Source organism: Oceanimonas baumannii (assembly GCF_002245495.1).
Lineage (GTDB): Bacteria > Pseudomonadota > Gammaproteobacteria > Enterobacterales > Aeromonadaceae > Oceanimonas > Oceanimonas baumannii.
This window is the reverse complement of the sequence record NZ_NQJF01000009.1, coordinates 38,722-61,720: the sequence shown is the minus strand read 5'-3', so window position 1 is coordinate 61,720 and position 22,999 is coordinate 38,722. Positions and strand designations below refer to the sequence as shown.

The 22,999-nt window shown below is 58.6% G+C and carries 23 protein-coding genes; 6 read left to right on the top strand and 17 right to left on the bottom strand.

From position 1 onward, the window contains the following. Positions 1–36: 36 nt before the first annotated feature. Genes B6S09_RS11600 through B6S09_RS11590 form a run of 3 tightly spaced genes read right to left on the bottom strand, consistent with a single transcriptional unit; the run spans position 37 to position 3,835 of the window. Positions 37–1,392 carry an MBL fold metallo-hydrolase gene (locus B6S09_RS11600; RefSeq protein WP_094278655.1) on the bottom strand — a complete coding sequence of 452 codons (1,356 nt, stop codon included), beginning with the start codon at positions 1,390–1,392 and terminating at the stop codon, positions 37–39. Next, positions 1,389–2,330, bottom strand: a complete 942-nt coding sequence (locus B6S09_RS11595) for a ribose-phosphate diphosphokinase (RefSeq protein ID WP_094278654.1) — start codon at positions 2,328–2,330, stop codon at positions 1,389–1,391. Before B6S09_RS11595 ends, B6S09_RS11600 begins: the two co-directional genes overlap by 4 nt. Then, positions 2,327–3,835, bottom strand: coding sequence for a thymidine phosphorylase family protein (locus tag B6S09_RS11590; RefSeq protein WP_243832865.1), 1,509 nt, complete (start codon positions 3,833–3,835; stop codon positions 2,327–2,329). Before B6S09_RS11590 ends, B6S09_RS11595 begins: the two co-directional genes overlap by 4 nt. A 111-nt stretch (positions 3,836–3,946) precedes the next feature. Between B6S09_RS11590 and B6S09_RS11585 the strand changes: the two genes are divergently transcribed. Further along, entirely contained in the window at positions 3,947–4,681 is a 735-nt protein-coding gene (locus tag B6S09_RS11585) for an endonuclease/exonuclease/phosphatase family protein (protein ID WP_094278653.1), read from the top strand. 25 nt (positions 4,682–4,706) lie between these two features. On the opposite strand, the gene B6S09_RS11580 is transcribed toward B6S09_RS11585, so the two are convergent. The 11 genes from B6S09_RS11580 to B6S09_RS11530 all read right to left on the bottom strand — a co-directional run bounded on the left by B6S09_RS11580 (position 4,707) and on the right by B6S09_RS11530 (position 14,991). After that, positions 4,707–5,873, bottom strand: a complete 1,167-nt coding sequence (locus B6S09_RS11580) for a glutathionylspermidine synthase family protein (RefSeq protein WP_094278652.1) — start codon at positions 5,871–5,873, stop codon at positions 4,707–4,709. After that, positions 5,873–6,490, bottom strand: coding sequence for a DUF1190 domain-containing protein (locus tag B6S09_RS11575; protein WP_094278651.1), 618 nt, complete (start codon positions 6,488–6,490; stop codon positions 5,873–5,875). Before B6S09_RS11575 ends, B6S09_RS11580 begins: the two co-directional genes overlap by 1 nt. Positions 6,491–6,501: 11 nt before the next feature. Further along, the gene (locus B6S09_RS11570) at positions 6,502–6,918 is read right to left on the bottom strand and encodes a DUF350 domain-containing protein (protein WP_094278650.1); all 417 of its coding nucleotides are present in this window, start codon (positions 6,916–6,918) and stop codon (positions 6,502–6,504) included. Positions 6,919–7,070: 152 nt separating this feature from the next. Continuing rightward, positions 7,071–7,712, bottom strand: a complete 642-nt coding sequence (locus B6S09_RS11565) for a YjfK family protein (RefSeq protein WP_094278649.1) — start codon at positions 7,710–7,712, stop codon at positions 7,071–7,073. A gap of 1 nt (position 7,713) precedes the next feature. Next, on the bottom strand, positions 7,714–8,400 hold the full coding sequence (locus B6S09_RS11560) for a PspA/IM30 family protein (RefSeq protein ID WP_094278648.1): 687 nt from the start codon (positions 8,398–8,400) through the stop codon (positions 7,714–7,716). Then, positions 8,397–8,798 (bottom strand): YjfI family protein, encoded by a 402-nt coding sequence (locus B6S09_RS11555; RefSeq protein WP_094278647.1) that lies wholly within the window; start codon positions 8,796–8,798, stop codon positions 8,397–8,399. The genes B6S09_RS11560 and B6S09_RS11555 overlap by 4 nt, the downstream gene beginning before the upstream one ends. A gap of 158 nt (positions 8,799–8,956) precedes the next feature. Then, the gene (locus tag B6S09_RS11550) at positions 8,957–10,522 is read right to left on the bottom strand and encodes a BCCT family transporter (RefSeq protein WP_094278646.1); all 1,566 of its coding nucleotides are present in this window, start codon (positions 10,520–10,522) and stop codon (positions 8,957–8,959) included. A gap of 182 nt (positions 10,523–10,704) precedes the next feature. Beyond that, positions 10,705–11,124, bottom strand: coding sequence for a GNAT family N-acetyltransferase (locus tag B6S09_RS11545; protein ID WP_094278645.1), 420 nt, complete (start codon positions 11,122–11,124; stop codon positions 10,705–10,707). 107 nt (positions 11,125–11,231) lie between these two features. After that, positions 11,232–11,915: a pseudouridine synthase gene (locus tag B6S09_RS11540; protein WP_094278644.1), complete on the bottom strand. Its 684-nt coding sequence runs from the start codon at positions 11,913–11,915 to the stop codon at positions 11,232–11,234. 187 nt (positions 11,916–12,102) lie between these two features. Further along, the gene (locus B6S09_RS11535; RefSeq protein WP_094278789.1) at positions 12,103–14,427 is read right to left on the bottom strand and encodes a Tex family protein; all 2,325 of its coding nucleotides are present in this window, start codon (positions 14,425–14,427) and stop codon (positions 12,103–12,105) included. Positions 14,428–14,592: 165 nt separating this feature from the next. Continuing rightward, on the bottom strand, positions 14,593–14,991 hold the full coding sequence (locus B6S09_RS11530; RefSeq protein WP_094278643.1) for a DUF4168 domain-containing protein: 399 nt from the start codon (positions 14,989–14,991) through the stop codon (positions 14,593–14,595). A gap of 164 nt (positions 14,992–15,155) precedes the next feature. Between B6S09_RS11530 and B6S09_RS11525 the strand changes: the two genes are divergently transcribed. Together B6S09_RS11525 and B6S09_RS11520 are read left to right on the top strand one after the other, a co-directional pair. Then, the gene (locus tag B6S09_RS11525; protein ID WP_094278642.1) at positions 15,156–16,667 is read left to right on the top strand and encodes a sensor histidine kinase; all 1,512 of its coding nucleotides are present in this window, start codon (positions 15,156–15,158) and stop codon (positions 16,665–16,667) included. Positions 16,668–16,669: 2 nt separating this feature from the next. After that, entirely contained in the window at positions 16,670–18,034 is a 1,365-nt protein-coding gene (locus B6S09_RS11520) for a sigma-54-dependent transcriptional regulator (RefSeq protein ID WP_094278641.1), read from the top strand. A 15-nt stretch (positions 18,035–18,049) separates the two neighbouring features. On the opposite strand, the gene greB is transcribed toward B6S09_RS11520, so the two are convergent. After that, positions 18,050–18,535, bottom strand: a complete 486-nt coding sequence (gene greB / locus B6S09_RS11515) for a transcription elongation factor GreB (RefSeq protein ID WP_094278640.1) — start codon at positions 18,533–18,535, stop codon at positions 18,050–18,052. Positions 18,536–18,594: 59 nt separating this feature from the next. After that, positions 18,595–19,794, bottom strand: a complete 1,200-nt coding sequence (zigA, locus tag B6S09_RS11510) for a zinc metallochaperone GTPase ZigA (protein ID WP_094278639.1) — start codon at positions 19,792–19,794, stop codon at positions 18,595–18,597. Between the two features lie 98 nt (positions 19,795–19,892). Here zigA and B6S09_RS11505 point away from each other — a divergent pair, with 98 nt between their 5' ends. After that, the gene (locus B6S09_RS11505) at positions 19,893–20,507 is read left to right on the top strand and encodes a DUF1826 domain-containing protein (RefSeq protein WP_094278638.1); all 615 of its coding nucleotides are present in this window, start codon (positions 19,893–19,895) and stop codon (positions 20,505–20,507) included. Positions 20,508–20,687: 180 nt separating this feature from the next. Continuing rightward, positions 20,688–21,491: a hypothetical protein gene (locus B6S09_RS11500; RefSeq protein ID WP_094278637.1), complete on the top strand. Its 804-nt coding sequence runs from the start codon at positions 20,688–20,690 to the stop codon at positions 21,489–21,491. Here B6S09_RS11500 and B6S09_RS11495 read toward each other — a convergent pair. Next, a complete protein-coding gene (locus B6S09_RS11495; RefSeq protein ID WP_094278636.1) occupies positions 21,488–21,733 on the bottom strand; it encodes a Rho-binding antiterminator in 246 nt (81 codons plus the stop codon). The genes B6S09_RS11500 and B6S09_RS11495 overlap by 4 nt on opposite strands. Before the next feature lie 141 nt (positions 21,734–21,874). Here B6S09_RS11495 and B6S09_RS11490 point away from each other — a divergent pair, with 141 nt between their 5' ends. Then, on the top strand, positions 21,875–22,990 hold the full coding sequence (locus B6S09_RS11490) for a branched-chain amino acid ABC transporter substrate-binding protein (RefSeq protein WP_094278635.1): 1,116 nt from the start codon (positions 21,875–21,877) through the stop codon (positions 22,988–22,990). Positions 22,991–22,999: the final 9 nt, after the last annotated feature.

Genomic DNA, 22,999 nt, shown 5'->3' with positions numbered 1-22,999 from the left:
TTTGGCCGGTGCAGCCGCCGCCGTACCGGCCTTTTTTCAGAGCGTCAGGATGCGCTCGTACTCTCCGATATTGACCTCAAACCGGGTAGTCTGGCGCAGGTAGTCGCGCATTGCTTCCAGTGCTTCAGGTTCGCCATGCACCAGTTCGATGGCGGTGTCTTCGGCCAGTTCAGAGGCTGCCAGCCATTGCCCCAGTTCCACATAGTCCGCGTGTCCCGACAGGCCGTGCAGCCGCTCTATTCGTGCCCGGTTGTCGAACCAGTCGCCATGAATACGCACCTTGTCGCAGCCCTGTGACAGCTTGGCTCCGCGGGTTCCGCCGGCCTGGTAACCGGTGAGCAGCAGAGTGGTACGGTGATCCCCCAGCAGTCGTTTCATGTGATGCAGAATACGCCCGCCGGTGACCATGCCGCTGCCGGCGATAATGATATGGGGATAGACCTCGTCGGCCAGGGCTTTGGAGTCTTCCACGCTGCGCACCGGGGTGATGACCTGGCCCAGGCGGTGGCAGTCGGCCTGGCTCAGCCGGTGCTGATCCACGAAACGTTGGTAGATTTCTCCCACCTCAATGGCCATGGGACTGTCGAGAAACACCTTGAGCCTGGGAATACGGCCTTCATCCATCAGTCGCACCAACAGGTGTTGCAGGGTCTGGGCCCGGCCTACTGCAAAGCTCGGGATCAGCATGACGCCGCCGGCGGCCACGGTGTCGTTGACTAGTGTAGCCAGCTGCTCGAGCGGGTCTCCAGGCTCATGGCGTCGATCGCCGTAGGTGGACTCCAGCAGCAGCAGGTCCAGTGCCGGCAGGGGCCGGGGCGGGCGCATAAACACATCGTCGGGGCGGCCCACGTCACCGGAAAAGCCTACTTTTTTTCCGTCGCATTCCAGGATCAGGCTGCCGGCGCCGAGAATATGCCCTGCTGGCTGCAGCCAGAAGCGCATGTCTCCCACCTGCTGGGGCTGGTCAAAGTCCAGTGTCCGGAACAGTTTCATGCTGTACTCGGCGGTTTTGCGATCATACAGGGGGTCGGGTTTTTCATGCTTGCTCAGCTGGTGCCGGGCCAGGTAGCCGGCATCTTCTTCCTGCAGGTGGCCGCTGTCGCCCAACAGGATGTCGCACAGATCCCGGGTAGCCGGGTGGCAATACACCGGGCCCCGGTAACCCTGTTTGTAGAGCACCGGAATATAGCCGGAATGATCCAGGTGGGCGTGAGTCAGGACAATGGCGTCGAGCTTGCCGACATCCAGTGGCAGCGGTTGCCAGTTGCGCCGGCGCAGCCATTTGTAACCTTGGTACAAACCGCAGTCTACCAGTATCTGTTTGTCGTCGCTGCGCACCAGATACTTGGAACCGGTTACCGTCTGGGTGGCACCGAGAAAGGTAATTTTCATATGTCTGCTCCTGCCTGGTTGTCTGGGGTAGGGGGCCGGTTATCCGCCAGCCGGGCCAACTGCCGCAACGGTTCCAGCAGCAGGGGGGTGAGATCCAGGCCATTGGAGGGGTGGGACACCGAGTTGGTGGTGATCAGTCTTTGCACCCCGGCGTTCTGCAGCTGGTCTTCGATGCGATCGGCAAACAGCCCATGAATGGCTGCAGCTTCGATGCGCTCAATGCCGGCATCGGTCAGGGCACGGGCGCACCGCAGCAGGGTCTGGCCACTGGAGATAACATCGTCCACCATAATGGCAATGTGCCGGTGGTAACCGGACAAATCCGGCAAGCGAATGTGCACGTCCCTGTCTCCCCGGCGCTGTTTGCTGCCCACCACAAACGGATGACCGCTGGCCTGGGCAAGGGCTGATACCCATTGCTCGCTTTCGGCGTCCGGCCCTACCAGCAGCAGAGGCTCACTGCGAGCTCGCAACCAGTCGACCAGCAGGGGCGTGGCGTGTACGGTGGTAGCGGGAATGGTGTAGATATCGCTGAGGGCATGGTAACGGTGCAGGTGCGGATCCACCGTCAGCAGCCAGTCGAACCGGTGCGAGAGCAGGTGCGCAAAGCTGCGTGAGGTGACTGCTTCACCGGGGTGAAAACGGGTGTCCTGGCGCATGTAGCACAGATAAGGGGCGAGCAGCCCCACCTGGCCGGCACCCAGTTCTTTCAGGGTATCGCATAAAAAATACAGGGGCAGAAAGCGCGCATCCGGGCGGGACAGGTCCGCCAGTATTATCACCGGTTGCCCCGGTTCAATGTCCGAACATACCCGCAGATAACTTTCGCCATCGGGAAAGCGGCGGAACTCCAGCCCGCCTTCGATGGCGGGCAGGCCTTTGCACAGCGGGGTGAATAGCGCATGGTCTTTCGGCAGGGAAAATAACAGTGGCGTCATGGCGATTCTCCAATCATGAACAGATCATGATTGTGCTCATAATAGTCGGCGGCGTAGTCCAGCTCGCCCTGGCTGTCGGCGTAGAGGGTAAACAGCGGCTGGCCCATGGCCAGGGCCTGCCCCAGCTTGGCGTGCAGCCGCAGGCCGGCGGCGGGGGTGTTGGGAGCGCCGGCGAGTTTGGCCAGCCGGGCCAGGCGACGGTTGTCCATGGCCAGCAGGGTACCGCTGTGGCGGGCGCCCAGTTGTAATGAACAGGCAGCTTCGGGAATGGGTTTTATGCCGCCCTGCGCTTCGCAAATACGTTGGAACTGCGCCCAGGCTTTGCCTGACTCCAGCAGCTCCCGGGCCTGCACTTCGGCTGCTCCGAGGCTGCCCCTGCCCGCCATATTGAGCAGGTTGCTGGTCAGTAACAGCGCCCGCTCACGCAGATCGGCGGGAGCAGCGGGCTGATTCTGTAGTACCGCCAGCACGTCTATTGCTTCCTGCGCCGGACCAATACCATAGCCGATGGCTTCAGAGCCCTCTGTGATCAGGCAACGCACTTTCAGTTTCAGTGCCCGGCCTACGGCTTCAAACAACTGGCTCATGGCTTCAGCGTCGGGCTGACTGCGCACCTTGGCGGTAGGGCCCACCGGTATATCGATCAGGGCATGAGTCGAGCCGGCGGCAATTTTCTTTGACAGCACGGAAGCGACCATCTGGCCGGTACCGTCGATATCCAGTGCTCGTTCAATGCGAATCAGCATGTCATCGGCCGGGCTCAGGTTAACGGCACCACCCCAGGCCAGGCAGGCGTTGGCTTTTCTCACTGTGGCCTGGATTTCGGCCAGATCCAGATGCACACGGGTCAGTACCTCCATGGTGTCGGCGGTACCGGCGGGGGAGGTGATGGCCCGGGACGAGGTCTTGGCCATAATAAGGCCTGCGGCGCTGGCAATGGCCACGACTATGGGGGTGGTGCGGTTGCCGGGCAGGCCGCCAATGCAGTGTTTGTCGACCAGTTGCAGTCGTTTCGGCCAGGTCAGGCGTTTACCGCTGTCTACCATGGCGCGGGTGAGGGCGATAATTTCATCGGTATTGAGCCGCTCGACACCGGCGGTCAGAAAGGCGGCAATTTGCATGTCGGAGTAGCGATGCTGGCTGATGTCGGTAATGATGTCGTCCATTTCCTTTTCCGACAGCGTGTGGCCATACATCTTTTTGCGTACCGCACTCATGGAATGCAGCACAGGCGCATGGCGTACGGTGACCTTCTCGTTGCCGCTCAGCGCCAAGCGTTCCCAGGCAATGCGGGAAAACCCGATATGCCGGGCCGGTAATACCTCATTGGTTACCACATTCAGGGTGGCGATCAGGCTGCGACTGTTGACACAGACCAGAATCCGGGTGTTGGCAATAAAGCCCTCGGCGCGGCAGACTTCACTGTCGGCACGCAGAAACACCACCGGCTCTTGGTGAGTGTCGATACCCATGGGGATGGCAAGTAAGGGAAGAGCGGCAGACACAGGGGTTATCCGGCAATACAATGGTGTTTAAAGCCTAGCTGCCAGCTCGGGTTCTTGCCGGTGCTGGCCTACACTTTGCCAACGTGCCCTGTTGCAGGAGTGAAAAATAGTATGTTGAGGCCTCGTGTCACTCCCAGCCAGCTGTTGCACCAGCACCGCTCATTGGACGGTGACACCTTGGGCGTGCTGTGCTGGAACGCCCAGAAACTGACTCAGGATGTGCGCTTTCAGCACAGCCTTGCCGCGCTGACTGAGCGTTATGCGACCAGCCTGCTGCTGCTACAGGAAGCCCGGCTGGCTCCCGTGGGAGACAGCTGGCTGGACGGCTGGTCCTGGGCGGTGTCCCCCAATATGCAGACCCGCACGCAATTGTTTGGTGTGCTCACCGCCGGACGCTGTGCCTTTGATGATGTGCAGCCGTTGCTCAGCCAGAGCCGGGAACTGCGCTTTGCCACCCACAAAAGCCTGATGCTGACTCGTCACCCGCTGCCCGGTTACGGGTCCCTGCTGGTGGTGAATATGCATGCCATTAATTTTGTCCATGCCGGCCTGTTTCTGAACGAAATGGAGCTGTTGCGCACCGAACTGCTGCGTCACAGCGGCCCCTTAATCGTGGCCGGTGATTTTAACGTCTGGAGCCGTCAGCGCCGTTTGTATCTGCGTCAGTTCTGCCGGGCCACCGGCCTGCGTCAGGCGGTGATGGAAAACGCCCATCATGTGAAAAGTTACCTGCGCCAGCCGCTGGATTTCATTTTTTACCGGGATCTGTTCCTGCGCTCGGCGGAAGCCATCAATATGCCCGGAGTGTCGGATCACAACCCTATCTATGCGCGCTTTTTTTTGTGACCTCATTGTTTTAAGCCGAGATGGTTCAGCCGAGGATCACATGAGGCAGGTAACGGGAAAGATCCTGGGTTATCGGGCTGATGTCTTCGCGCATGGCGATGCCGGCGGGGGCGTCGTCTACCAGCCAGCTGCCCACCAGGGCATGGCGATCGCCAAACACCGGTAACGGGTGCCATGCCTGAATAATAACGCCTTCTTCGCCATAGGGGCCGTCGACTTCGGCCACTACCTCGCCGTGACGCACAATGCGGATATTGGCTCCTTCCCGGGAGAACAGCGGTTTCTGCACATATTCATGCAGTTGCGAACGGGCAGGATCGTCGCCGAAATAGGCGGGTAACAGATTGGGATGGCCGGGAAACTGTTGCCATAACAGTGGCAGCAGGGCCTTGTTGGACAGCACTGACTTCCACATGGGTTCCAGCCAGCTGACCCGGCTGCTGGTCAGGTGGGCCGCGAATGCCTCTTCAAACATAAATTCCCACGGGTAAAGCTTGAACAGCCAGTCGATGGTGTTATCGGCACTGTCGGTGAGCCAGCCGCCTTCACCCAGGCCGATGTCCTCCATAAATACAAAGCCGGTGTCGAGTCCGGCTTCCCGCGCACAGTCCTCCAGATACTGTACTGTGCCCCTGTCTTCAACGGTGTCCTTGCAGCAGGCGAAGTGCAGCCGCTGGCCGGCATGCTCCTGAGCGAGTCGGGCAAAGCGTGCCACCAGCCGCTCCTGCAGCAGATTGAACTGATCCGCATCCCGGCGTAGCCGGCCCGCATCCACGTTATCTTCCAGCCACAGCCACTGCCAGAAGGCGGTTTCAAACAGGCTGGTAGGGGTGTCGGCGTTATTTTCATAAAGCTTGGCCGGGCCGCGGCCGTCGTAGGCCAGATCCAGCCGGGAGTAGAGGCTGGGATCGCCCCTGTGCCAAGAATTAGCCACCTCCTGCCAGCGAGCCTCGGGAATACCGCAGCGGCGCAACAGTCGTTCGTCGCGAACCACACGGTCCACGACTTCCAGGCACATTTGATGCAGCTCGGCGGTAGGATCTTCAATGTCCTGCTCTATCTGGGCCAGAGTGAACTGGTAGTAAGCGGTTTCATCCCAGTAGGGCTCGCCATACATGGTGTGGAAGCCAAAGCCCAGCTGCTCGGCTTGCGCTCTCCAGTGAGGGCGTTCAGTGTGACCTACCCGCAGCATCAGCCGCCCCAGCCCCGGGAACGGCTGCTTGATTTTTTGCTGCTGCTCCAGCTGCTTTTGGCCTGAGCCGATGAACCAAAACCGCCCCGGGAGATGGTGCGGGTGACCTTGGGTTTGGGCTTGAGGGCTTCCCGGCTCACCGGCATGCGTTTGCCGTAGCTGGCTTTGCCCATCCGGTATCCCCCTGCTGTGGTCCAGTGACCGTAGTAGGGAGAATAGGGGTTATACGAGGTGTATACCGGATGGTGAATATAGCGATCCCGGTCGAGCATGCGACCAAACATGAAACCGGCCATGGCGGGCATAAACCAGCTGTTACCCTGATATTGATAGGGCACACAGTTACCGCCGCCGAAGTCGGCTTCACAGTCGTGCTGACGGTTATATTTGGGGGCGGTATCGGCGGATTCAGCCAGGGCCTGCTGATAGGCTGCCTGGCATTGCTCGGCCTGTTCCGGGTTGGCATTGCTGCAGTCTTCCGGTGACTGATACACCAGCACGTCGGGATCACTCTGGCCACAGGCACTGAGCAGCACGGAGCCAGCGATGGCGGCTCCTGCCGGTTTGCCGATACGTTGGCTCATTCGGGTTAACAGCTGGCGTCGGGAGCGTTTCATAGACACCTCACTCAGTAAGTGATGCAGGCAGCGTTAAGCAGACCTACCGCCACTGACAGACCGCCAACCACAGCACCGGCCGAGACCTGGCCCTGGTTAATGCGTTCGGCCACCTTGGGCAGAAACATCAGCCGCACAATGGCGAAGGCCAGCAGCTGGGCGACCAGTGCTACGACACCCCATACGGCAAAGTCGAGCAGTGACACCGAGTTGGCTGCGGCACTGGCCACCGCCAGTGAGAACCCCACAAAAGCACCTACCAGCGCAATGGCCGCCGCCAGGTTCTGATCTTCTTTTATCAGACGCCACTCATCATAGGGCGTAATCAGGACATACAGCCACTTGAACAGCAGCAGCATGGCAATGGACATGGCAAAGTAGAGTAAAAACGGGCCAAGGCCCGAGAGGGAAGTGAGTAAGGCGTCCATGGGTATCCTTATATGTTGGTTTGCATTCAAAGGTGAGGTCGGTGCCGCTATTCAGTAAGCAGACCCTCTGCGCCAGGGGTGGCGCAGCTGAGCCCCCAGGGAAGGGTTTACGGCGAGTCTGCGTTTGAAACTGGCACCGGCCGTGTACCGCATCAGCTCACAAACCGAAAATCGGTCGGGCCCAGATCAATGCCGGTGGCCAGCACCAGGCTGCGTTCGGCCCGGTTACCGTTGATTTTTTCCTCGCCGGCGACCATCAGCATTTCTGCTTCGCCGTTATCCAGCGGGCGTTCATAGAGCATCACAAACTGATCGGTATCGCTGCGGCTGCCGTTTTGCAACCAGGTGGTTTCGGTCATGGCCACAGGCTGGGTGTTGTCCCAGGCTCTGGTGAATCTTTGTCCGTCCAGATCCCAGTCGGGCTGCACCAGCTTGCTGGTCAGCAGTGTGTTCCAGCCGGCATCATCGTCCACCGGTTGCGTGCGGTAAAAGTACCAGAGTTTGACTTCGGATACGCAGTCATCGGTGAGCCCGCCATTAAGCAGTACCTGCACAAAGCCGTCATCGTCGGTGTAAAAACGCAGCAACTGGTGGCTCTCGTCGAGCACCACCCGGCCTACCGCCTGAATGATCTGAGTGCTGGCGGCTCCTTCAAAGGTAACCTGGCTCTCAAGCAGTGACAGCCGCAGGGCATCCAGCTCAAGGCCGCCGCCCAGACGCAGCCCCAGTACTTCCGGGGCCGCTTCTGCCTGAGGCGGGACAGGCTGCATTTTCTTCTTCAGCCAGTCAAACATACTATTTGCCAAGGATCCGGGCCAGCTCGTCTTCGGCACCGGCCGACTGGCTGCCGGTAATGCCGGCGCTCTTCAGCTTTTGCTCCAGGGCATCGCCGCTTTCGGTGGCAGCCCGCTCTGCAGCCACATCCAGCTCGGCCTGACGCTGTGTCTGCTTCTGCTTAATGCGATCCAGCGATTCCACCGCGGTTTTCATGCGGGAGTTGGCACCGGTATGGCGGGATGAGACTGCTGCCTGAGCTTTTTGCACACTGTCGGTGGCCTTGACCACATCCAGTTGCTGTTCCAGCTGGCGCAGGCGGTTTCTGGCAGTACTGATGTTGTCTTTCAGGGTGCTTTCAGAGGCAGTGAACTGATCCAGGTAGGCTTGCTCTGCATCCTGCTCGTTTTTCAGCTCGCTCACCCGCTGGGCACATTCCAGCGCGAGTTCGCGGTTTTCCTTGGTCATGGCAGCCCGGGCATGGCTTTCATACTCGGCAATGCTGGTGCGGATGGCATCCACTTTTTGGTGTGCCAGTTTACGCTTGGCCATGATGCTGGTAAGCGCTTCGTCGGAGCGGCGCAGCTCCTGCCGGGCTTCACGAATTTCCTGTTCCAGAATGCGCAGGGCCTGACTGTCGGCGACGGCTTCGGCGGCTTCATTGGCTCCACCCTTGATGGCGGTAACCAGTTTTTTCCATACGCTCATGAGGTTACTCCTTGAAGATGCTCCTGATAGAGCTCGAGAAAGGCTTCGGTATTACGGAACAGGGTTTCCACTTCAATCTGCACGCTCTCTTCCTTTGAGCCCGACGACAGAGCACCAAAGGCGATGTAATAATCGTCGCCCTTGATGTGACTGATGCCCACCGTGGTCAGCGGAAACAGCTGATGAGTGCGAAGAATGGTGTCGTTCAGGGCGGCGGTATCGGTCACCACACTGGCGGGGAACAGCAGTGTCTCGACAATAATTTGCTCGCCGGACACCGCCAGGTAGGCTTCCAGCCCTTCTTCGTTGGTGATCAGTAACGAATCGCTTTCAAGTGAACAATGCCAGCCTTGGCGTTTGGCCAGCAGATCGTGCAGTTGTTGTGGGGTCCAGGACATGAGTCGCTCCGTGTTGTATAGGCCATAACCCAGACAAGATAGAACAAGTTTGGTTCCAAGCACCACCTTTAATCTGTCTAAATACGGATGGAAAGGAAGCACTGTTGCACGTTTAATGCTCTGGTACGGTGAGGGCCTGTCAGCCCCCACCGTAGGGCTCAGGTCGTACTTTTGCTGGCAGCGACCTTGCTGCGCGGAGCCTGGGTCACTATGCCTTGCTCATAGGCCATGGCGTGGGCCATGCGCGGGCCGGTCCAGAGTACCGGTAACAGCAGCAGCGACACCGGAGCGGCGGTGATCACTATAAAGGACTGGAGTGCATTGATGCCACCTTCGCCCATACGCAGCAGCACCGCGGCGACCAATCCCATGGTGAGCGCCCAGAAAATACGCTGGCGGGTCCGTGGTGTGTGATCGCCGCTGATGGCCATGGAAATGGAATAGGCCATGGAGTCCCCGGTGGTGGCGACAAAGATCACCGTGAGTATCAGAAAGGCAGGCACCATCAGTTCGGCCAGGGGCAGCTGCTGGGTAACGGCCAGCAGTGCCGCGGGCAAGCCGCTTTCCTGCAACGGTGCGGAGACCACGCCGGCGGCTGCCTGCTCGTAGAAGATGCCGGCACCGCCAATGCTGGCAAACCAGAAGTTGGTGACCAGCGGCGCCATGACCGCCACTGCCATCACCAGTTCACGTAAAGAGCGGCCGCGGGAAATTCGGGCAATAAACAGTGCCATCATGGGGCCGTAGCCGATAAACCAGCCCCAGAAGAACAGAGTCCACCAGCCCAGCCAGGCATCGTCCTGGCGGTTCAGGGCCATGGGCATAAAGTCCTGCAGATAGGTACCCATGCCGTTGAGAAAGGAATCGATAATGAAGTTGCCCGGGCCGGCCAGCAGAATAATGCCGAGCAATATCACTGCCAGCACCACGTTGGCGCTGGACAGCCACTGAATGCCTTTTTCAATGCCGGTAGATGCAGAGAGTGTGTAGATCAGTACCAGGCCGCCGAGAATGGCGAGCTGCAGACCATAGTTGTTTTCCCAGCCCAGCAGGGCCTCAAAGCTGAACCCCAGCTGGGTGGCCAGAAAACCAATGGGACCAATGGTGCCGGCAGCCACGGCGATAATGGAGACCACATCGGCCAGGGTGCCCAGCCAGTGGCTCTCCACTTTCTCTCCCAGCAGCGGATAGAGCAGAGTGCGCGGGCGCATGGCCAGGCCCTTGTGATAGTGGGCGTACACCACCACAATGGCCGACAGGGTGCCCAGCGCCGCCCAGGCCAGAAAGCCCCAGTGCATAAAGCTTTGCGCCAGGGCGGCGGATACTGCCGATACGCCGGATTCGCTGTCGGCAAACAGCGGTGGCGTGGTCACATAGTGATACATGGGCTCGGCAGCGGACCAGAATACGCCACCACCGGCCAGCAGGGTGCACATGATCACCGCCAGCCAGCGAAAGGTGGAGCTGTCGGGGGCGACGTTACCGCCCAGGCGAATATCGCCATAGCGGGTAAGGCCCAGTACCAGGGCGATCACCAGGTTGGCCAGCATCCACACCTGCCACAGAGGACCGAATACATCAACGGTCCAGGCAAAACCCTGGTTGATCCATTGGGTCATCTGTGGCAGGTCGAAAAAGGCGAGAATTACGAAGAGGAGCAGGAAACCGCCACTGAGGCCGGCGACCAGCCTTTGCTCGGTAAAGCTGAGGTTGGAAACGTTCATCAATTCACTTTGTTCAATGCATGAACGCGCCAATTGTATAGAAAAGGCGCGAAAAAGTGAAATTTAATTAGAATGCAAAACAAACTGTTAGCGAGACTTCACTCGGCATTACTGCTTGTTGGGCAGCATAAAGTTTCACTAAGCATATAATATGAAAAACTTATTTCCATTCTGTGACAGGGCTAGCCCAGGGCTTTTTCCATGGAGATATGTACTATGCCTGCATCAAGAAATTCGTCCCCGTAAGGAGTGAAGCCCAGCTTCCGGTAAAAGCCGGTGGCGTATTTTTGTGCACCTAAATGCACCCGGGTGTGACCTTGCCGGGCCGCTTCATCCACCAGCGCCTGCACCACTTTTGCCCCCAGCCCCAGGCCACGAAACTCTTTACGTACCGCGATGCGGCCGATGTGGCCATCGTCCAGCAAACGGCCGGTGCCAGCCCACTGGCCATCAATGCTCAGCAGCACATGAACGGCGTTTTCGTCCAGACCATCATATTCCAGTCCGGGATCAATACGTTGTTCCTGAATAAACACGGCATTGCGTACCCCGCGAATGGCCGGCTGGTGCTTGTTGTCGAAAGGGACGAGTTCAATATGCATGGCTGGGGCTCCGAATATTGAGTGAAGGTTCATTTGCATCTTACCCGGGTTTGATAAGGGATGCAGGTTTTCCGCCAGCGTAACCGCACGGAGGTCAATCCTCCGGTTCAGGCGTTTTCGATTTCAGCTGGTGTCAGCTCTCGCCAGTGACCCAGGGGGACATCCAGCCGGATACCACCAATCTGTTCCCGGTGCAGGCTGAGCACCCGGTTGCCGACCGCCGCAAACATGCGTTTTACCTGGTGAAAGCGCCCCTCGGTAATGGTCAGCAGCACTTCCCGGGGGCCGATGTGTGCCAGTACCGCCGGCTGGGTGGGTTTGCTTTCTCCCTGCAGCAGCAGCCCTTGTGCAAAGCGATCGGCTACATTAGCAACCAGCGGATCCCGCAGCCCTACCCGGTACACCTTTTCACATTGTTGCTCGGGCCGGGTGATATTAAATGACCAGCGGCCATCATCGGTGAGCAGCACCAGACCGGTGGTATCTGCATCCAGGCGGCCGACGATATGCAGTTCATCGGGCCGCTCGACATGCAGCCACCGGAACAGCGACGGGTAGCTGCCATCGACATTAGAGCACAGGGAGCCGGCGGGTTTATGCATCATCAGATAGCGGAAAGGGCGTGGCTCCAGCTGCTGTCCGCCGAGGGTAATATGATTGTTTTCATGTACCTGGGCGGCCTCATTGGTGATGACTTCACCATTGACCCGGGCTTCGCCGGCCTGGATGGCTTGTCTGGCCCCGGTCCGACTAAGCTCGGTGCTTTTACAGATAAATTTATCGAGTCGCATGGGGACTGAGGCTCCTTTAGTCCGCCGTCGGTAGAATTTGCACGGCCCACTGCGGCACCATGTCTTTCTGCTGAGCAATGATGTTATTAACGGCAGTACATCATGGTAGATGCCCTCTTTACGAGGGCATGACGACAGAGGCGTAGTGCGGGCCAGGGCCCGCGTTGGTGTCCTGATGACAACCGCCTTATTTTTTCTTTTGCAGGGCCGCGGCCAGGGCTGCGCCCATGGCACCTTGCGGAGCCGGCTGCTCCCGGCGTGCCGGGCGGGGCCGGCTCTGACCTGCAGGTTTGTTGCTGCGGCCACGGTCATCCCGGCGTGGTGCACTCTTGCCTTCGGCATGGTCGGCGGCACTCTGATCCAGGCGCATGGTCAGTGCAATGCGGTTGCGCTGCAGATCTACCTCCAGCACCTTGACCCGGACAATGTCGCCGGCTTTGACCACTTCACGCGGGTCCTGCACAAAACGATCGGTGAGCGCCGAAATATGCACCAGACCGTCCTGATGTACGCCGATATCGACAAAGGCACCGAAGTTGGTGACGTTGGTCACCACGCCTTCCAGTACCATGTCGGGAATAAGGTCGGCGGGCTTTTCCACACCGTCCATAAAGCGGGCGGTTTTGAATTCGGGGCGGGGATCCCGGCCGGGCTTGTCCAGTTCTCCGAGAATATCCCGCACCGTAGGCAGGCCAAAGTGGTCGTCGGTGTAATCGCGGGCATCCAGGGTCTTGAGCAGTCCGGCATTACCCAGCACTTCTTTGACCGGTTGCTGCAGCTTTGCCAGCATGCGTTCTACCACCGGGTAGGCTTCCGGGTGTACTGCGGAGGCGTCCAGCGGGTTTCGGCCACCCTGAATACGTAAAAAACCGGCGCACTGTTCAAAGGCCTTGGGGCCGAGACGGGGCACCTTGAGCAGCTGTTTGCGATCGGCAAACACACCCTGCTCATCGCGCCAGGTCACGATATTCTGGGCAAGCGTTGGGGTCAGGCCGGATACCCGGGCCAGCAGCGGGGCGGAAGCCATGTTTACGTCCACGCCCACGGCGTTCACGCAGTCTTCCACTACCGCCTCCAGATTGCGGGCCAGCTGGGTCTGTGACACATCGTGCTGATACTGACCCACGCCAATGCTTTTGGGATCGATTTTCACCAGTTCGGCCAGCGGATCCTGCAACCGGCGGGCGATGGACACGGCACCGCGCAGGGAAACGTCGAGCTCGGGGAATTCATTGGCGGCCAGCTCCGAAGCAGAATAGACGGATGCCCCGGCCTCGCTGACCACTACCTTTTGCAGTTTCAGTTCCGGGCTTTGTTTCATCAGGGTTTCTACCAGCCGCTCGGTTTCCCGCGAGGCGGTGCCGTTGCCGATACTGACCAGACTGACCTTGTGTTTGCGGCACAGCTCGCCAAGGGTACGCAGGCTCTGTTCCACTTTATTGTGAGGCTGAAAAGGATATACGGTCGCGTGTTCCAGCAGTTTGCCGGTGTTGTCCACTACCACCACCTTCACCCCGGTGCGAATGCCCGGATCCAGCCCCATGGTGATCCGGGCACCGGCGGGGGCGGCCATCAGCAAGTCTTTGAGGTTAAGGGCAAACACCTTGATGGCCTCTTCCTCGGCCCGCTCCCGGGCCTGGCCCAGCAGTTCGGTTTCCATCTGCAGCGACAGCTTGACCCGCCAGGTCCAGCTGAACACCCCGGCCAGCCATTTGTCGGCGGGACGGCTCTGGTCCTGCCAGCCGGCATGGCGGGCAATAATGCTTTCGCAGGGATGGCGTTCGGCCTCGGTGTCGACCACCAGCGCCAATGACAGCACGCCCTCGTTGCGGCCGCGCAGCATGGCCAGCAGCCTGTGCGAGGGGGCTTTGCTGATGGCTTCCTGATGCTCAAAGTAGTCCTTGAACTTGGCACCACTCTGCTCCTGACCTTCGATCACCCTGGCCTGTAATTGACCATGCTGTTGCAGGTAACTGCGTACTGCCTCCAGCAGATCCGCTTGCTCGGCCAGGCGTTCCATCAGTATGTACTTGGCACCGTCCAGCGCCGCCTTGGTATCGGCCACGCCGGCGTCTGCGTTGACGAACTGCTCGGCCAGCGCCTGTGGGTCCTGGCCGGGATCGTTGAACAGGGTATCGGCCAGGGCAGTCAGGCCGGCTTCAATGGCAATCTGGCCCTTGGTACGGCGCTTGGGCTTGTAGGGCAGATAGAGATCTTCCAGCCGGGTTTTGGTGTCGGCAGCCAGCAGTTCGGTTTTGAGCTCAGGACTCAGCTTACCCTGCTCGTCCACGGATTTAAGGATCACCGCGCGTCTGTCTTCCAGCTCGCGCAGATAGCCCAGCCGGCTGTCGAGATTACGCAGCTGGGTATCATCCAGCCCGCCGGTCACCTCTTTGCGGTAACGGGCAATAAAGGGAACCGTGGCACCCTCGTCGAGCAGTTGGATGGCCGCATCTACCTGCGACCGGGAAACGGCCAGTTCATTGGCCAGGGTTTGATTAATGATGTTCATCAGCATGTGCTCCGGCAGCGGGTGCTCGCCCGGCTTGCATTAGTAAAGAAAGCAGGGCGGGCATTATGAAACAGAAAGGCCGGCTAAAGAAGAGGAGTGAAACTGGCGGGGGTGGGGGCGTCCAACAAAAAAGGGGCCCGAAGGCCCCGCTATGATGATGGTCATTTATTGCAGTGCGCTGAGGCGATCTTGCAATTCAGGATCCGTTTGCAGGCGGGCTGCAATGGTGTTGTAAGTGGAAGCATCAAGATCGTTATTTTCTACGGCTTTCTGCATTTCTTCCTGAGCCTGCATCTGCAGCTCCTGGGCCTTTTGCTGATCGTTTTCCTGGTTCAGCTTCTGGCTGAATTCGTCCCGCACCTGAGCGACTTCTTCATTGGCCTTTATAAACTTTTTCAGTTCGCCGTCGGTGATCTGCCCTGACTGCTGGCCTTGCTCAAATGGTTGTGCCTGTGCGCTACCCTGTGGTGCCTGTGCCGGCGCCTGCTGTGCCATGGCTGCGGTGGCGGTCATACCGAAAGTGGCAAAGGCGATGGCAGTGGTCAAGGTTTTGAGCTTAGTCATAAAAGCACTCCTCTTGTTGAAAGTACTCTCACTAATACATGAAGCGTGCCAAGTATTTCATTTTTATTTAAGTTGTTGATATCAAATGAAATTATATTTTATGGTGTGGTAATGGAAGTCAAGGGCGTATTGTTTTTATGATTCGGTATGTATATATATGACACATGAGCAAAAATAACTCGTTCAGAAATAACACACCCGCCCGAGTGCGCTGGTGGAGAATCAGCGGCCTGCAGCGCACCCTGCTGCTGTTTGTGGTGCTGCCGTTGGTATTGCTTACCGCCCTGGGTATGCGTTTTGGTCTGGATCAGGCAAACCAGTATCAGGAACAACGGCTGAAAAATGATCTGGAGCTGTTGGGGCGGGCCATCAGCATTCCCATTGCCAATGCAGTCAATAACGGCGATATGGCCGCGGTGGCTGCGGCCTTGCGCTCGGTCTTTGTGCTGGGGGAGGTGTACGGTGCCTCGGTATTTGATGTCAACGGTACCCGCATTGCTGCTGCCGGCTTTTCAGTGAAAGATTTGTCTGCCAGTACCATTCCGGCCCGTATTCGTTTTACCGGGGAAAGTCAGGAAGCGTTTAACCGGGTGGATGGCCAGCGTCTTTTTTCACATTTTCTGCCGGTGTTTGATACCGCAGGCCAAATCCGGGGGTTGATTCAGATCTCGCGCCGGGCCAGTGACTTTGATCGCGCCTGGCGGCAGTTCAGCGTAATTGCCTGGGCAAGCTGGGGGCTGTTTAGCCTGGTTATTCTGACCGGCGTGTTGCTGGGGCATTACGGCGGTGTGGGCCGTCATGTGGATCGGTTGCTGAATCATATGAACCGGGTAAAAAATGGCGACTTGTCACACCGGGCGGCATTAAACGGGCCACAGGAGGTAGCCAGCCTGGCGCTGGGGCTGAATGAGATGCTGGACAGTATAGAGCAGGCCAATCAAAGTCTGGATGCTCACAGGGCAGCGGAAACCCGGCTGCTGGCGCAGCTGAAGGATAATGAAAAAATGGCCGCTATCGGTAGTATGGCCCGGGGCATTGCGCATGAGCTGGGGGCGCCTTTAAGTGTGATAGACGGCCGGGCCCGACGGCTGGAACGAGCCGGCAGCCTGAATGAACAGCAGCAGCGCAACCTGAGCGGAATTCGTTCTCAGGTGCAGCGACTTACCCGTACAGTGCGACATTTACTGGACTATTGCCGGCCTGCCGCCACCCAGCCACGCAGGCTGTCTGCCGCCCGGCTGATAGAGGAAGTATCGGCTGCCATGGTTCCGGAGCTGGAGGCGCAGGGTTGCCGGTTAACGCCACAGGCTGAGTCGGATCTTCCCCTGTTTCCGGCGGATGCGGGACGGCTTGAATTGGCGTTGCTGAATTTATTACGTAATGCGTTACAGGCAGGCGCAGAGCATATTGGTATTGCTGCCTCTCTGGATAATGACAGGCTGAAAATCTGTGTTACCGATAACGGTTCCGGGCTGCCTGAAGGTCATGATGCAAACACCCTGACCGAACCTTTCTTTACTACTAAATCACCGGGTGAAGGGACCGGGCTGGGGCTGGCCATTGTACTGGCGGTAGCGGAAGAGCAGGGGGGAGACTTTACCATCGCGAACCGTGCCGAGGGCGGCTGTGAAGCCTGTTTGTTGCTGCCCCTGAACCGACCGTCAAAGGAGGCATAGCCATGGCAAAGTCTGAACATATTTTGCTGGTGGAAGACGACAGCGCCTTGCGGGAGCTGCTGGAAGAAGAACTGGAGGCAGAAGGTTACCGGGTGACGTCCTGCGGCGATGCGGAGCAGGGCTTGCACTGGCTGCAGACGCAATCGCCGGATCTGCTGATAAGCGACCTGCGTTTACCGGGCAAGGACGGCCTCAGTCTGTTACCGGCACTGAAAGCACAGGAAATGCCCCCGGCGGTGTTAATCATTACGGCGTTTGGCTCGGTACAGCAGGCGGTGAAAGCGCTGCAGGCCGGTGCCGATGACTTCCTGACCAAGCCATTGGAAATGGATCATTTTCTGCTGACCGTCAGCCGCCTGCTGGAGAACCGCCGCCTGCGCAGCGAGGTGCAGCAGTACCGGAATATGCTGGCCATGGAGCAGTTTAACGGCATTATCGGGCAGAGCCCGGCGATGCAGCAGCTGTTCCATCAGATCCGTCAGGTCGCCACGGCGGATGGTCCCGTGCTGGTGCAGGGAGAGAGCGGTACCGGCAAAGAGCTGGTTTCCCGGGCCCTGCACGAGCAAAGCCCACGCAGTAAAGGCCCCTATATGGTGGTGAATTGTGGTGGCATTCCCGGTGAACTGATGGAAAGTGAGTTTTTCGGCCATGCGGCGGGTGCCTTTACCGGGGCAAAAAGCCGGCGTGCCGGATTGTTTCAGCAGGCGGACGGCGGCACCCTGTTACTGGATGAAATGGGCGAAATGCCGTTGCCGCTGCAGGCCAAGCTGTTGCGGGTGTTGCAGGACGGCAAAATCAGGCCGGTGGGCAGTGACCACGAAATTCAGCTGGATGTGCGCATTATTGCCGCGACCAATCGCAATCTAACGGAAGCGGTTGCCGATGGTAGTTTCCGGGAGGACCTGTTTTACCGGCTGGAAACCTTTGCGTTGCAAATTCCGCCCTTGCGGGAGCGGGGAGATGACATTCAACGACTGGCGGGCTTTTTTCTGGCCCGGTTTAACGCCCGTCAGCAGCGCAGTGTAAAAGGCTTCAGTGATGAGGCGCAGGCCTTGCTGCAGCAATATTCCTTTCCGGGCAATGTGCGGGAGCTGCAAAATGCTGTGGAGCGTGCGGCGACCTTCTGTGATGGCGGGCTGATTGAAGTGCAGCACCTGCCTCAGCGTATTCTTGAGCAGGCCGGGCCGGTATTTGAACCGGTAACCAGCGACGGGGTATTACCGGAAGACGCCGACACCCTGCCTAGCCTGGAGACCGTTCAGCGTCAGCACATTCACCGGGTGCTGACGGCCACCGGGGGCAACAAACGGCGGGCGGCGGATATTCTGGGGATTACCCGCCGCACCCTGTATCGCTGGCTGGAGTAGCGGGGCTGACGGCGACTACTCCTGTTCAAAAGGCTGGTACTGAATTTTATTGATGTACCACTCTTTTACTCCTGCCGGTGTTTTTACCTGCACTTCATCGTCGGTCTGCTTGCCGATCAGCGCCCGGGCCATTGGGGAGTCGATGGTGATGTGGTTGTTTTTGGTGTCGATTTCATCAGGGCCGACAATGCGGTAACGCACCACCTCGCCTTCCTCATTTTCCAGCTCCACCCAGGCGCCAAAAAACACCTTGCCGTTCTGGCGCGGGTCGTGGTCGATGATTTTAACTGCTTCCAGCCGTTTCATCAGGTAGCGTACCCGGCGATCAATCTCCCGTAGCCTCTTTTTACCGTAGATATATTCTGCATTTTCGCTGCGGTCGCCGAGGGCGGCGGCTTCCGATACCGACTGGGTGACGGCGGGACGCTCCACCTTCCACAGGTATTTAAGCTCCTCATCCAGCTTATGCCAGCCGGCACGGGTGATCAGATTGGTTTTCATTGAACGGACTCAACGGCTTAACAATGGCGGTTATTGTGCGTCAGCGACCTTTGCGCCGTCTACTCCCAGGCCGGAAAGGGATCGGGCAGCCGCTGCCAGGCACCGGGGCCCGGCAGCATCTCTGCATCGGTCAGCAGGCAGGTGTCGAGTTCGCTACACAACCCGCTCTGGTCCAGTCCCTGGCCGATAAATACCAGTTCCTGGCGGCGGTCGCCATAGGGTTCGGCCCAACTGGCCATAATGTGCTCCCGGCTTTCTTCCTCCTCGGGCCAGTTTTCTTCGGGCACCGCCTGCCAGAACAGGCCAGCTCCACCATGGTAGGCGATGCCGCCGGCCTGGTTCCACTGACCGGCCAGATCCGGGCGGCTTGCCAGCCAGAAAAAACCCTTGGATCGCAGCAGCCGGCCCTGCTCCCGGGGCCGGTGCAGAAAGTCGAAGAAGCGTTGGGGGTGGAAGGGACGGCGGGCGCGATAGACGAAGCTGCCGATGCCATATTCCTCGGTTTCCGGGGTGTGCTCGCCGCGCAGTTCCTGCAGCCAGCCGGGCGCATTGGCGGCTCGTTCAAAGTTAAAGCGTTGTGTGGCCAGCAGTTTGTTCAGCGGCACCCGACCCTGGCTAATGGGCAGGATCTCTGCTTCCGGGTTGAGCCGGGTGAGGATGGAGGTCAGCTCCGCCAGTTGCGCTGCCGTCACCAGATCGGTCTTGTTCACCAGCAGCAGGTCGCAGAATTCTATCTGTTCTATCAGCAGATCGGTCACACTGCGTTCGTCCTCCTCGCCCAGACTTTCGCCCCGCTCGGCAAGGGCGTCGGCAGCCTGAAAGTCGGCGAGAAAGTTAACCGCGTCCACCACTGTTACCAGCGTATCAAGCCGGGCAACATCATTCAGGCACTGACCATCCTCGCCTTCAAAGGTGAAGGTTTCGGCCACCGACATTGGCTCAGAGATGCCGGTAGACTCGATCACCAGGCAGTCGAAGCGGTTCTCGGTGGCCAGCCGGCGCACTTCCTGGAGCAGATCCTCGCGCAGGGTACAGCAGATGCAGCCGTTGCTCATTTCCACCAGCCGATCCTCTCCCCGATGCAGGCTTACCTGCTGCTGTATGGTGGCTGCATCAATATTCACCTCGCTCATGTCATTGACGATAACAGCCACCCGCAGACCCTGGCGGTTATTAAGAATATGGTTCAGGACCGTGGTCTTTCCGGCACCGAGAAAACCGGACAACACGGTGACGGGAAGGGGGGAATCGCTGGACATGATGTTTGCTCCGCTTGCTTACCATGGTTTATGATGATTTTAGTTGTTATAACATAACACGAATTATTCATTCCGTGTATCAGCAAGGAACTTTGGTCATGAGCATTACTGAACTGCCGTTACCCCGTACCGCTATCGCCAGTCAGCCTGCCGTTTTTACGAATATCTATCAGCCTGGTTGCAATCTGGCGGTGTGGCAACGCCCGCTGCCGGCTGAGGTGAACAGCTATGTACAGCGGTTGTTGCAGGCAGACAGTCGCATCAGTGTGCGCGAGCTGCTGCCGCCCGAAAGGGTGGCAGAGGGGCTGACCGGGAAATTACCGGAGTTACCGGGTCGTCAGGCATTGGTGGGTGATATACAGCAGCTGGCGGAAATGTTTGCCTGCCTGTTTGAGCTGAAACGGGTAGGAGTGCGGCTGGCCAGTCTGCAAACCGCCATGTGCCCGCGTTTTCATACCGACCGGCTGCCCTGCCGGCTGGTCACTACCTATTGCGGTCCGGGCACGCACTGGCTGAATACACCGCAGCGGGACCAGTTGCTGGAGAAAAATGGCGAGGAGCCTGAGCAGTGGCAGCAACTGATGGCAGGAGACGTGGCGCTGATGAAAGGTGAAGGCTGGCAGGGGCAGGAAGGCTACGGCCTGTGGCACCGTTCACCGCCGGTGCCCACCGGCTATCGCCGATTATTTCTGTCGATGGATTTCGGCGAATAGTAATCCGCCCGGCCTTTACATGGGCAAACCGGCTTTTACAATACCTTGCTTTGTGTCAAAAACGGAGACAAAGCCTATGCAGTTTTCTCATTGTGAACGACCGGGCGGTATCAGCCTGGCGGCGCGGCCCCTGCTGTGTGTGGCCACCGGTGAATACAGCGAGAAGGGGTGGTTTACCTAATGCCTGCCCAACATCAGCGCCGGCGAGTGGCCGCCGATACTTATCCCCTGTTCAAACACCTCAAGCACACCTTTATTCGTGAGGCCGGCTATCTCAGCCGCGGTCACTGGACCCTGAATCACCTTCTGGATTACACACAGCTGCGTGATGAATTTTACGATTACCCTTGGTTATTTCCCGAATGGCTGGACCGGCTGTCTTTACAGCTGATGGACTGGCATCACCCCGAGCACAGGCCCTTGTTCGAGCGATTTCGTCATAGCGCCCTGCACGAGCATGAAGATATCTATGCGCCCCGGCCCCTGTTCTGGGGCGAGACCCGCCCGGAAGAACAATGGGCTGATGCTGCTCCGCGTATTCACGACTTTGGCATGGACTATCGCTGCAATGTGGCCCTGCTGGACCATGAGCATGAACAGCCGCGTATGGTGGGCAACTGGGTGCTGAGCTTTGCCTTGGATATTCCCGCAGAGCGGCCGACACCGGCACTGGAAATGACCCTGAACAGCCTGTATCTGCTGCCGGAGTGGCAGGGTTACGGCGTGGGCTCGGCAGTCAACCGGGTGGTCAGTGAGCTGATCTGCAAGGTACTGTCGCCGCCGCTGGCTGCCGCCATGCCCGAGGCGCTGCCGGCACCTCCGGCCATGCAGTTTGATGCCGACTACACCAGTCGCAACGGCCAGCGCATGGGCCGGCAAATTGCTCGCCGGCTGGCACCGCTGGCCCGTCGGCACGGGTTGCTGTATTACGACAGCAGCTGTTTTGCCAGTCAGGGCACCGTCCGCGAAGGTGTTACCGCCTAGCTGAAGTCGATATGCTGAAAGTGCGGGTTGGGCCTGGTGGCGGTCATGCTGACCAGGTCCGGCAGCGGCAGCAGGTATATTTGCTGGCCCGTGTTCAGTTTCAGGCATTCCTCTTTGTTTTCATTACGGCAGGTGTCCAGTGCAATACCGGTAATGTGTTTACCTGTGGTCAGGGTTAAGCGGATCTCGTAGTGGTAGAGGCAGGCAATTTCAAGATAGTCGTGCTGTTCGCAGCTCATCATGGCGGTGGTCTCCGTGGTTACCGGCGTGTTTTTGGTCCCATTCGAAGCATTTTCCTCTTGTGCTAATTTCGTACAGGGGTTAGAACTGTGGAAGACGGCCGGAGCCGTTCCGGCCGCCCTGTTCGAATAGAGGATGTTCGTATGGTGACAAGGAATAAAAAGGCGGTCGCATTGGCGGTGTTTGCGGCCCTGGGATATGGCGCTGCGTTTTCTGTCAACGCCGACACGATTCAAATCGCCATTGCCGGTCCCATTACCGGTCCGGTTGCGCAGTATGGTGACATGCAGTTTACCGGCGGTCGCATGGCGGTGGAACTGCTCAATAAATCGGGCAAGCTCGGGGAGCATACCCTGGAAGCGGTGGAGTTCGATGATGCCTGCGATCCCAAGCAGGCAGTGGCGGTGGCTAACCGCATTGTTAACGACGGCATTCAATTTGTGGCGGGTCACCTGTGCTCCGACAGCACCCTGCCGGCCTCCGATGTGTACGATGATGAAGGCATTCTGATGGTAACTCCGGCGGCCACCAGCCCTGCCATTACCGAGCGTGGTCTTGAATTTGTGATGCGCACTATCGGTCTCGACAGTGCGCAGGGACCTACCGCGGCGCGTTATATCACAGACAAGGTCAAGCCTGAGCGTATCGCAATTATTCACGACAAAAAACAATATGGCGAAGGCCTGGCCTCCAGTGTGCGTGATGCCCTGAAAGAGGTCGACGCCAATGTCGTGGCCTATGAAGGCATTACCTCCGGTGACAAGGACTTCTCGGCGCTGATTGCCAAGCTGCAGCGAGAGCAGGTGGACTTTGTTTACTACGGCGGCTATCACCCTGAGCTGGGGTTGATTTTGCGTCAGTCTGCGGAAAAAGGGTTTGGTGCCCGCTTTATGGGGCCGGAAGGCGTAGGGCATAAAGATATTACCTCCATTGCCGGCGATGCCTCGGAAGGTCTGCTGGTCACCCTGCCCAAGAAATACGATCTGGATCCGGCGAATGCCGATATCGTTGCGGCCATTCAGGCGAAAGGAGAAGATCCTACCGGGCCCTTTGTATGGACCACTTATGCGGCGGTAGAAGCCATTGCCGAAGGCATCCGGCGCGCCGGAGCCGATCCGGAAGCCGTGGCTACGGCGCTGCGCTCCGAACCGGTTGAAACCGTAATGGGGCCGCTGTCCTGGGATGAAAAAGGGGATCTCAAAGGCTTTGAGTTCGGGGTGTTTGAGTGGCACAAAGACGGCTCTTCCACTCAGCTTTAACCACGACAA

Coding starts and splice junctions, on each gene's coding strand:
- B6S09_RS11595 (WP_094278654.1), bottom strand. CDS start 2,330: ATGACGCCACTGTTATTTTCCCTGCCGAAAGACCATGCGCTATTCACC.
- B6S09_RS11580 (WP_094278652.1), bottom strand. CDS start 5,873: ATGCTGCGGGTAGGTCACACTGAACGCCCTCACTGGAGAGCGCAAGCC.
- B6S09_RS11500 (WP_094278637.1), top strand. CDS start 20,688: ATGCCTGCCCAACATCAGCGCCGGCGAGTGGCCGCCGATACTTATCCC.
- B6S09_RS11585 (WP_094278653.1), top strand. CDS start 3,947: ATGTTGAGGCCTCGTGTCACTCCCAGCCAGCTGTTGCACCAGCACCGC.
- B6S09_RS11565 (WP_094278649.1), bottom strand. CDS start 7,712: ATGTTTGACTGGCTGAAGAAGAAAATGCAGCCTGTCCCGCCTCAGGCA.
- B6S09_RS11490 (WP_094278635.1), top strand. CDS start 21,875: ATGGTGACAAGGAATAAAAAGGCGGTCGCATTGGCGGTGTTTGCGGCC.
- B6S09_RS11535 (WP_094278789.1), bottom strand. CDS start 14,427: ATGAACATCATTAATCAAACCCTGGCCAATGAACTGGCCGTTTCCCGG.
- greB (WP_094278640.1), bottom strand. CDS start 18,535: ATGAAAACCAATCTGATCACCCGTGCCGGCTGGCATAAGCTGGATGAG.
- B6S09_RS11555 (WP_094278647.1), bottom strand. CDS start 8,798: ATGTCCTGGACCCCACAACAACTGCACGATCTGCTGGCCAAACGCCAA.
- B6S09_RS11495 (WP_094278636.1), bottom strand. CDS start 21,733: ATGATGAGCTGCGAACAGCACGACTATCTTGAAATTGCCTGCCTCTAC.
- B6S09_RS11560 (WP_094278648.1), bottom strand. CDS start 8,400: ATGAGCGTATGGAAAAAACTGGTTACCGCCATCAAGGGTGGAGCCAAT.
- B6S09_RS11545 (WP_094278645.1), bottom strand. CDS start 11,124: ATGCATATTGAACTCGTCCCTTTCGACAACAAGCACCAGCCGGCCATT.
- B6S09_RS11570 (WP_094278650.1), bottom strand. CDS start 6,918: ATGGACGCCTTACTCACTTCCCTCTCGGGCCTTGGCCCGTTTTTACTC.
- B6S09_RS11520 (WP_094278641.1), top strand. CDS start 16,670: ATGGCAAAGTCTGAACATATTTTGCTGGTGGAAGACGACAGCGCCTTG.
- B6S09_RS11505 (WP_094278638.1), top strand. CDS start 19,893: ATGAGCATTACTGAACTGCCGTTACCCCGTACCGCTATCGCCAGTCAG.
- B6S09_RS11600 (WP_094278655.1), bottom strand. CDS start 1,392: ATGAAAATTACCTTTCTCGGTGCCACCCAGACGGTAACCGGTTCCAAG.
- B6S09_RS11540 (WP_094278644.1), bottom strand. CDS start 11,915: ATGCGACTCGATAAATTTATCTGTAAAAGCACCGAGCTTAGTCGGACC.
- B6S09_RS11525 (WP_094278642.1), top strand. CDS start 15,156: ATGAGCAAAAATAACTCGTTCAGAAATAACACACCCGCCCGAGTGCGC.
- B6S09_RS11575 (WP_094278651.1), bottom strand. CDS start 6,490: ATGAAACGCTCCCGACGCCAGCTGTTAACCCGAATGAGCCAACGTATC.
- zigA (WP_094278639.1), bottom strand. CDS start 19,794: ATGTCCAGCGATTCCCCCCTTCCCGTCACCGTGTTGTCCGGTTTTCTC.
- B6S09_RS11550 (WP_094278646.1), bottom strand. CDS start 10,522: ATGAACGTTTCCAACCTCAGCTTTACCGAGCAAAGGCTGGTCGCCGGC.
- B6S09_RS11530 (WP_094278643.1), bottom strand. CDS start 14,991: ATGACTAAGCTCAAAACCTTGACCACTGCCATCGCCTTTGCCACTTTC.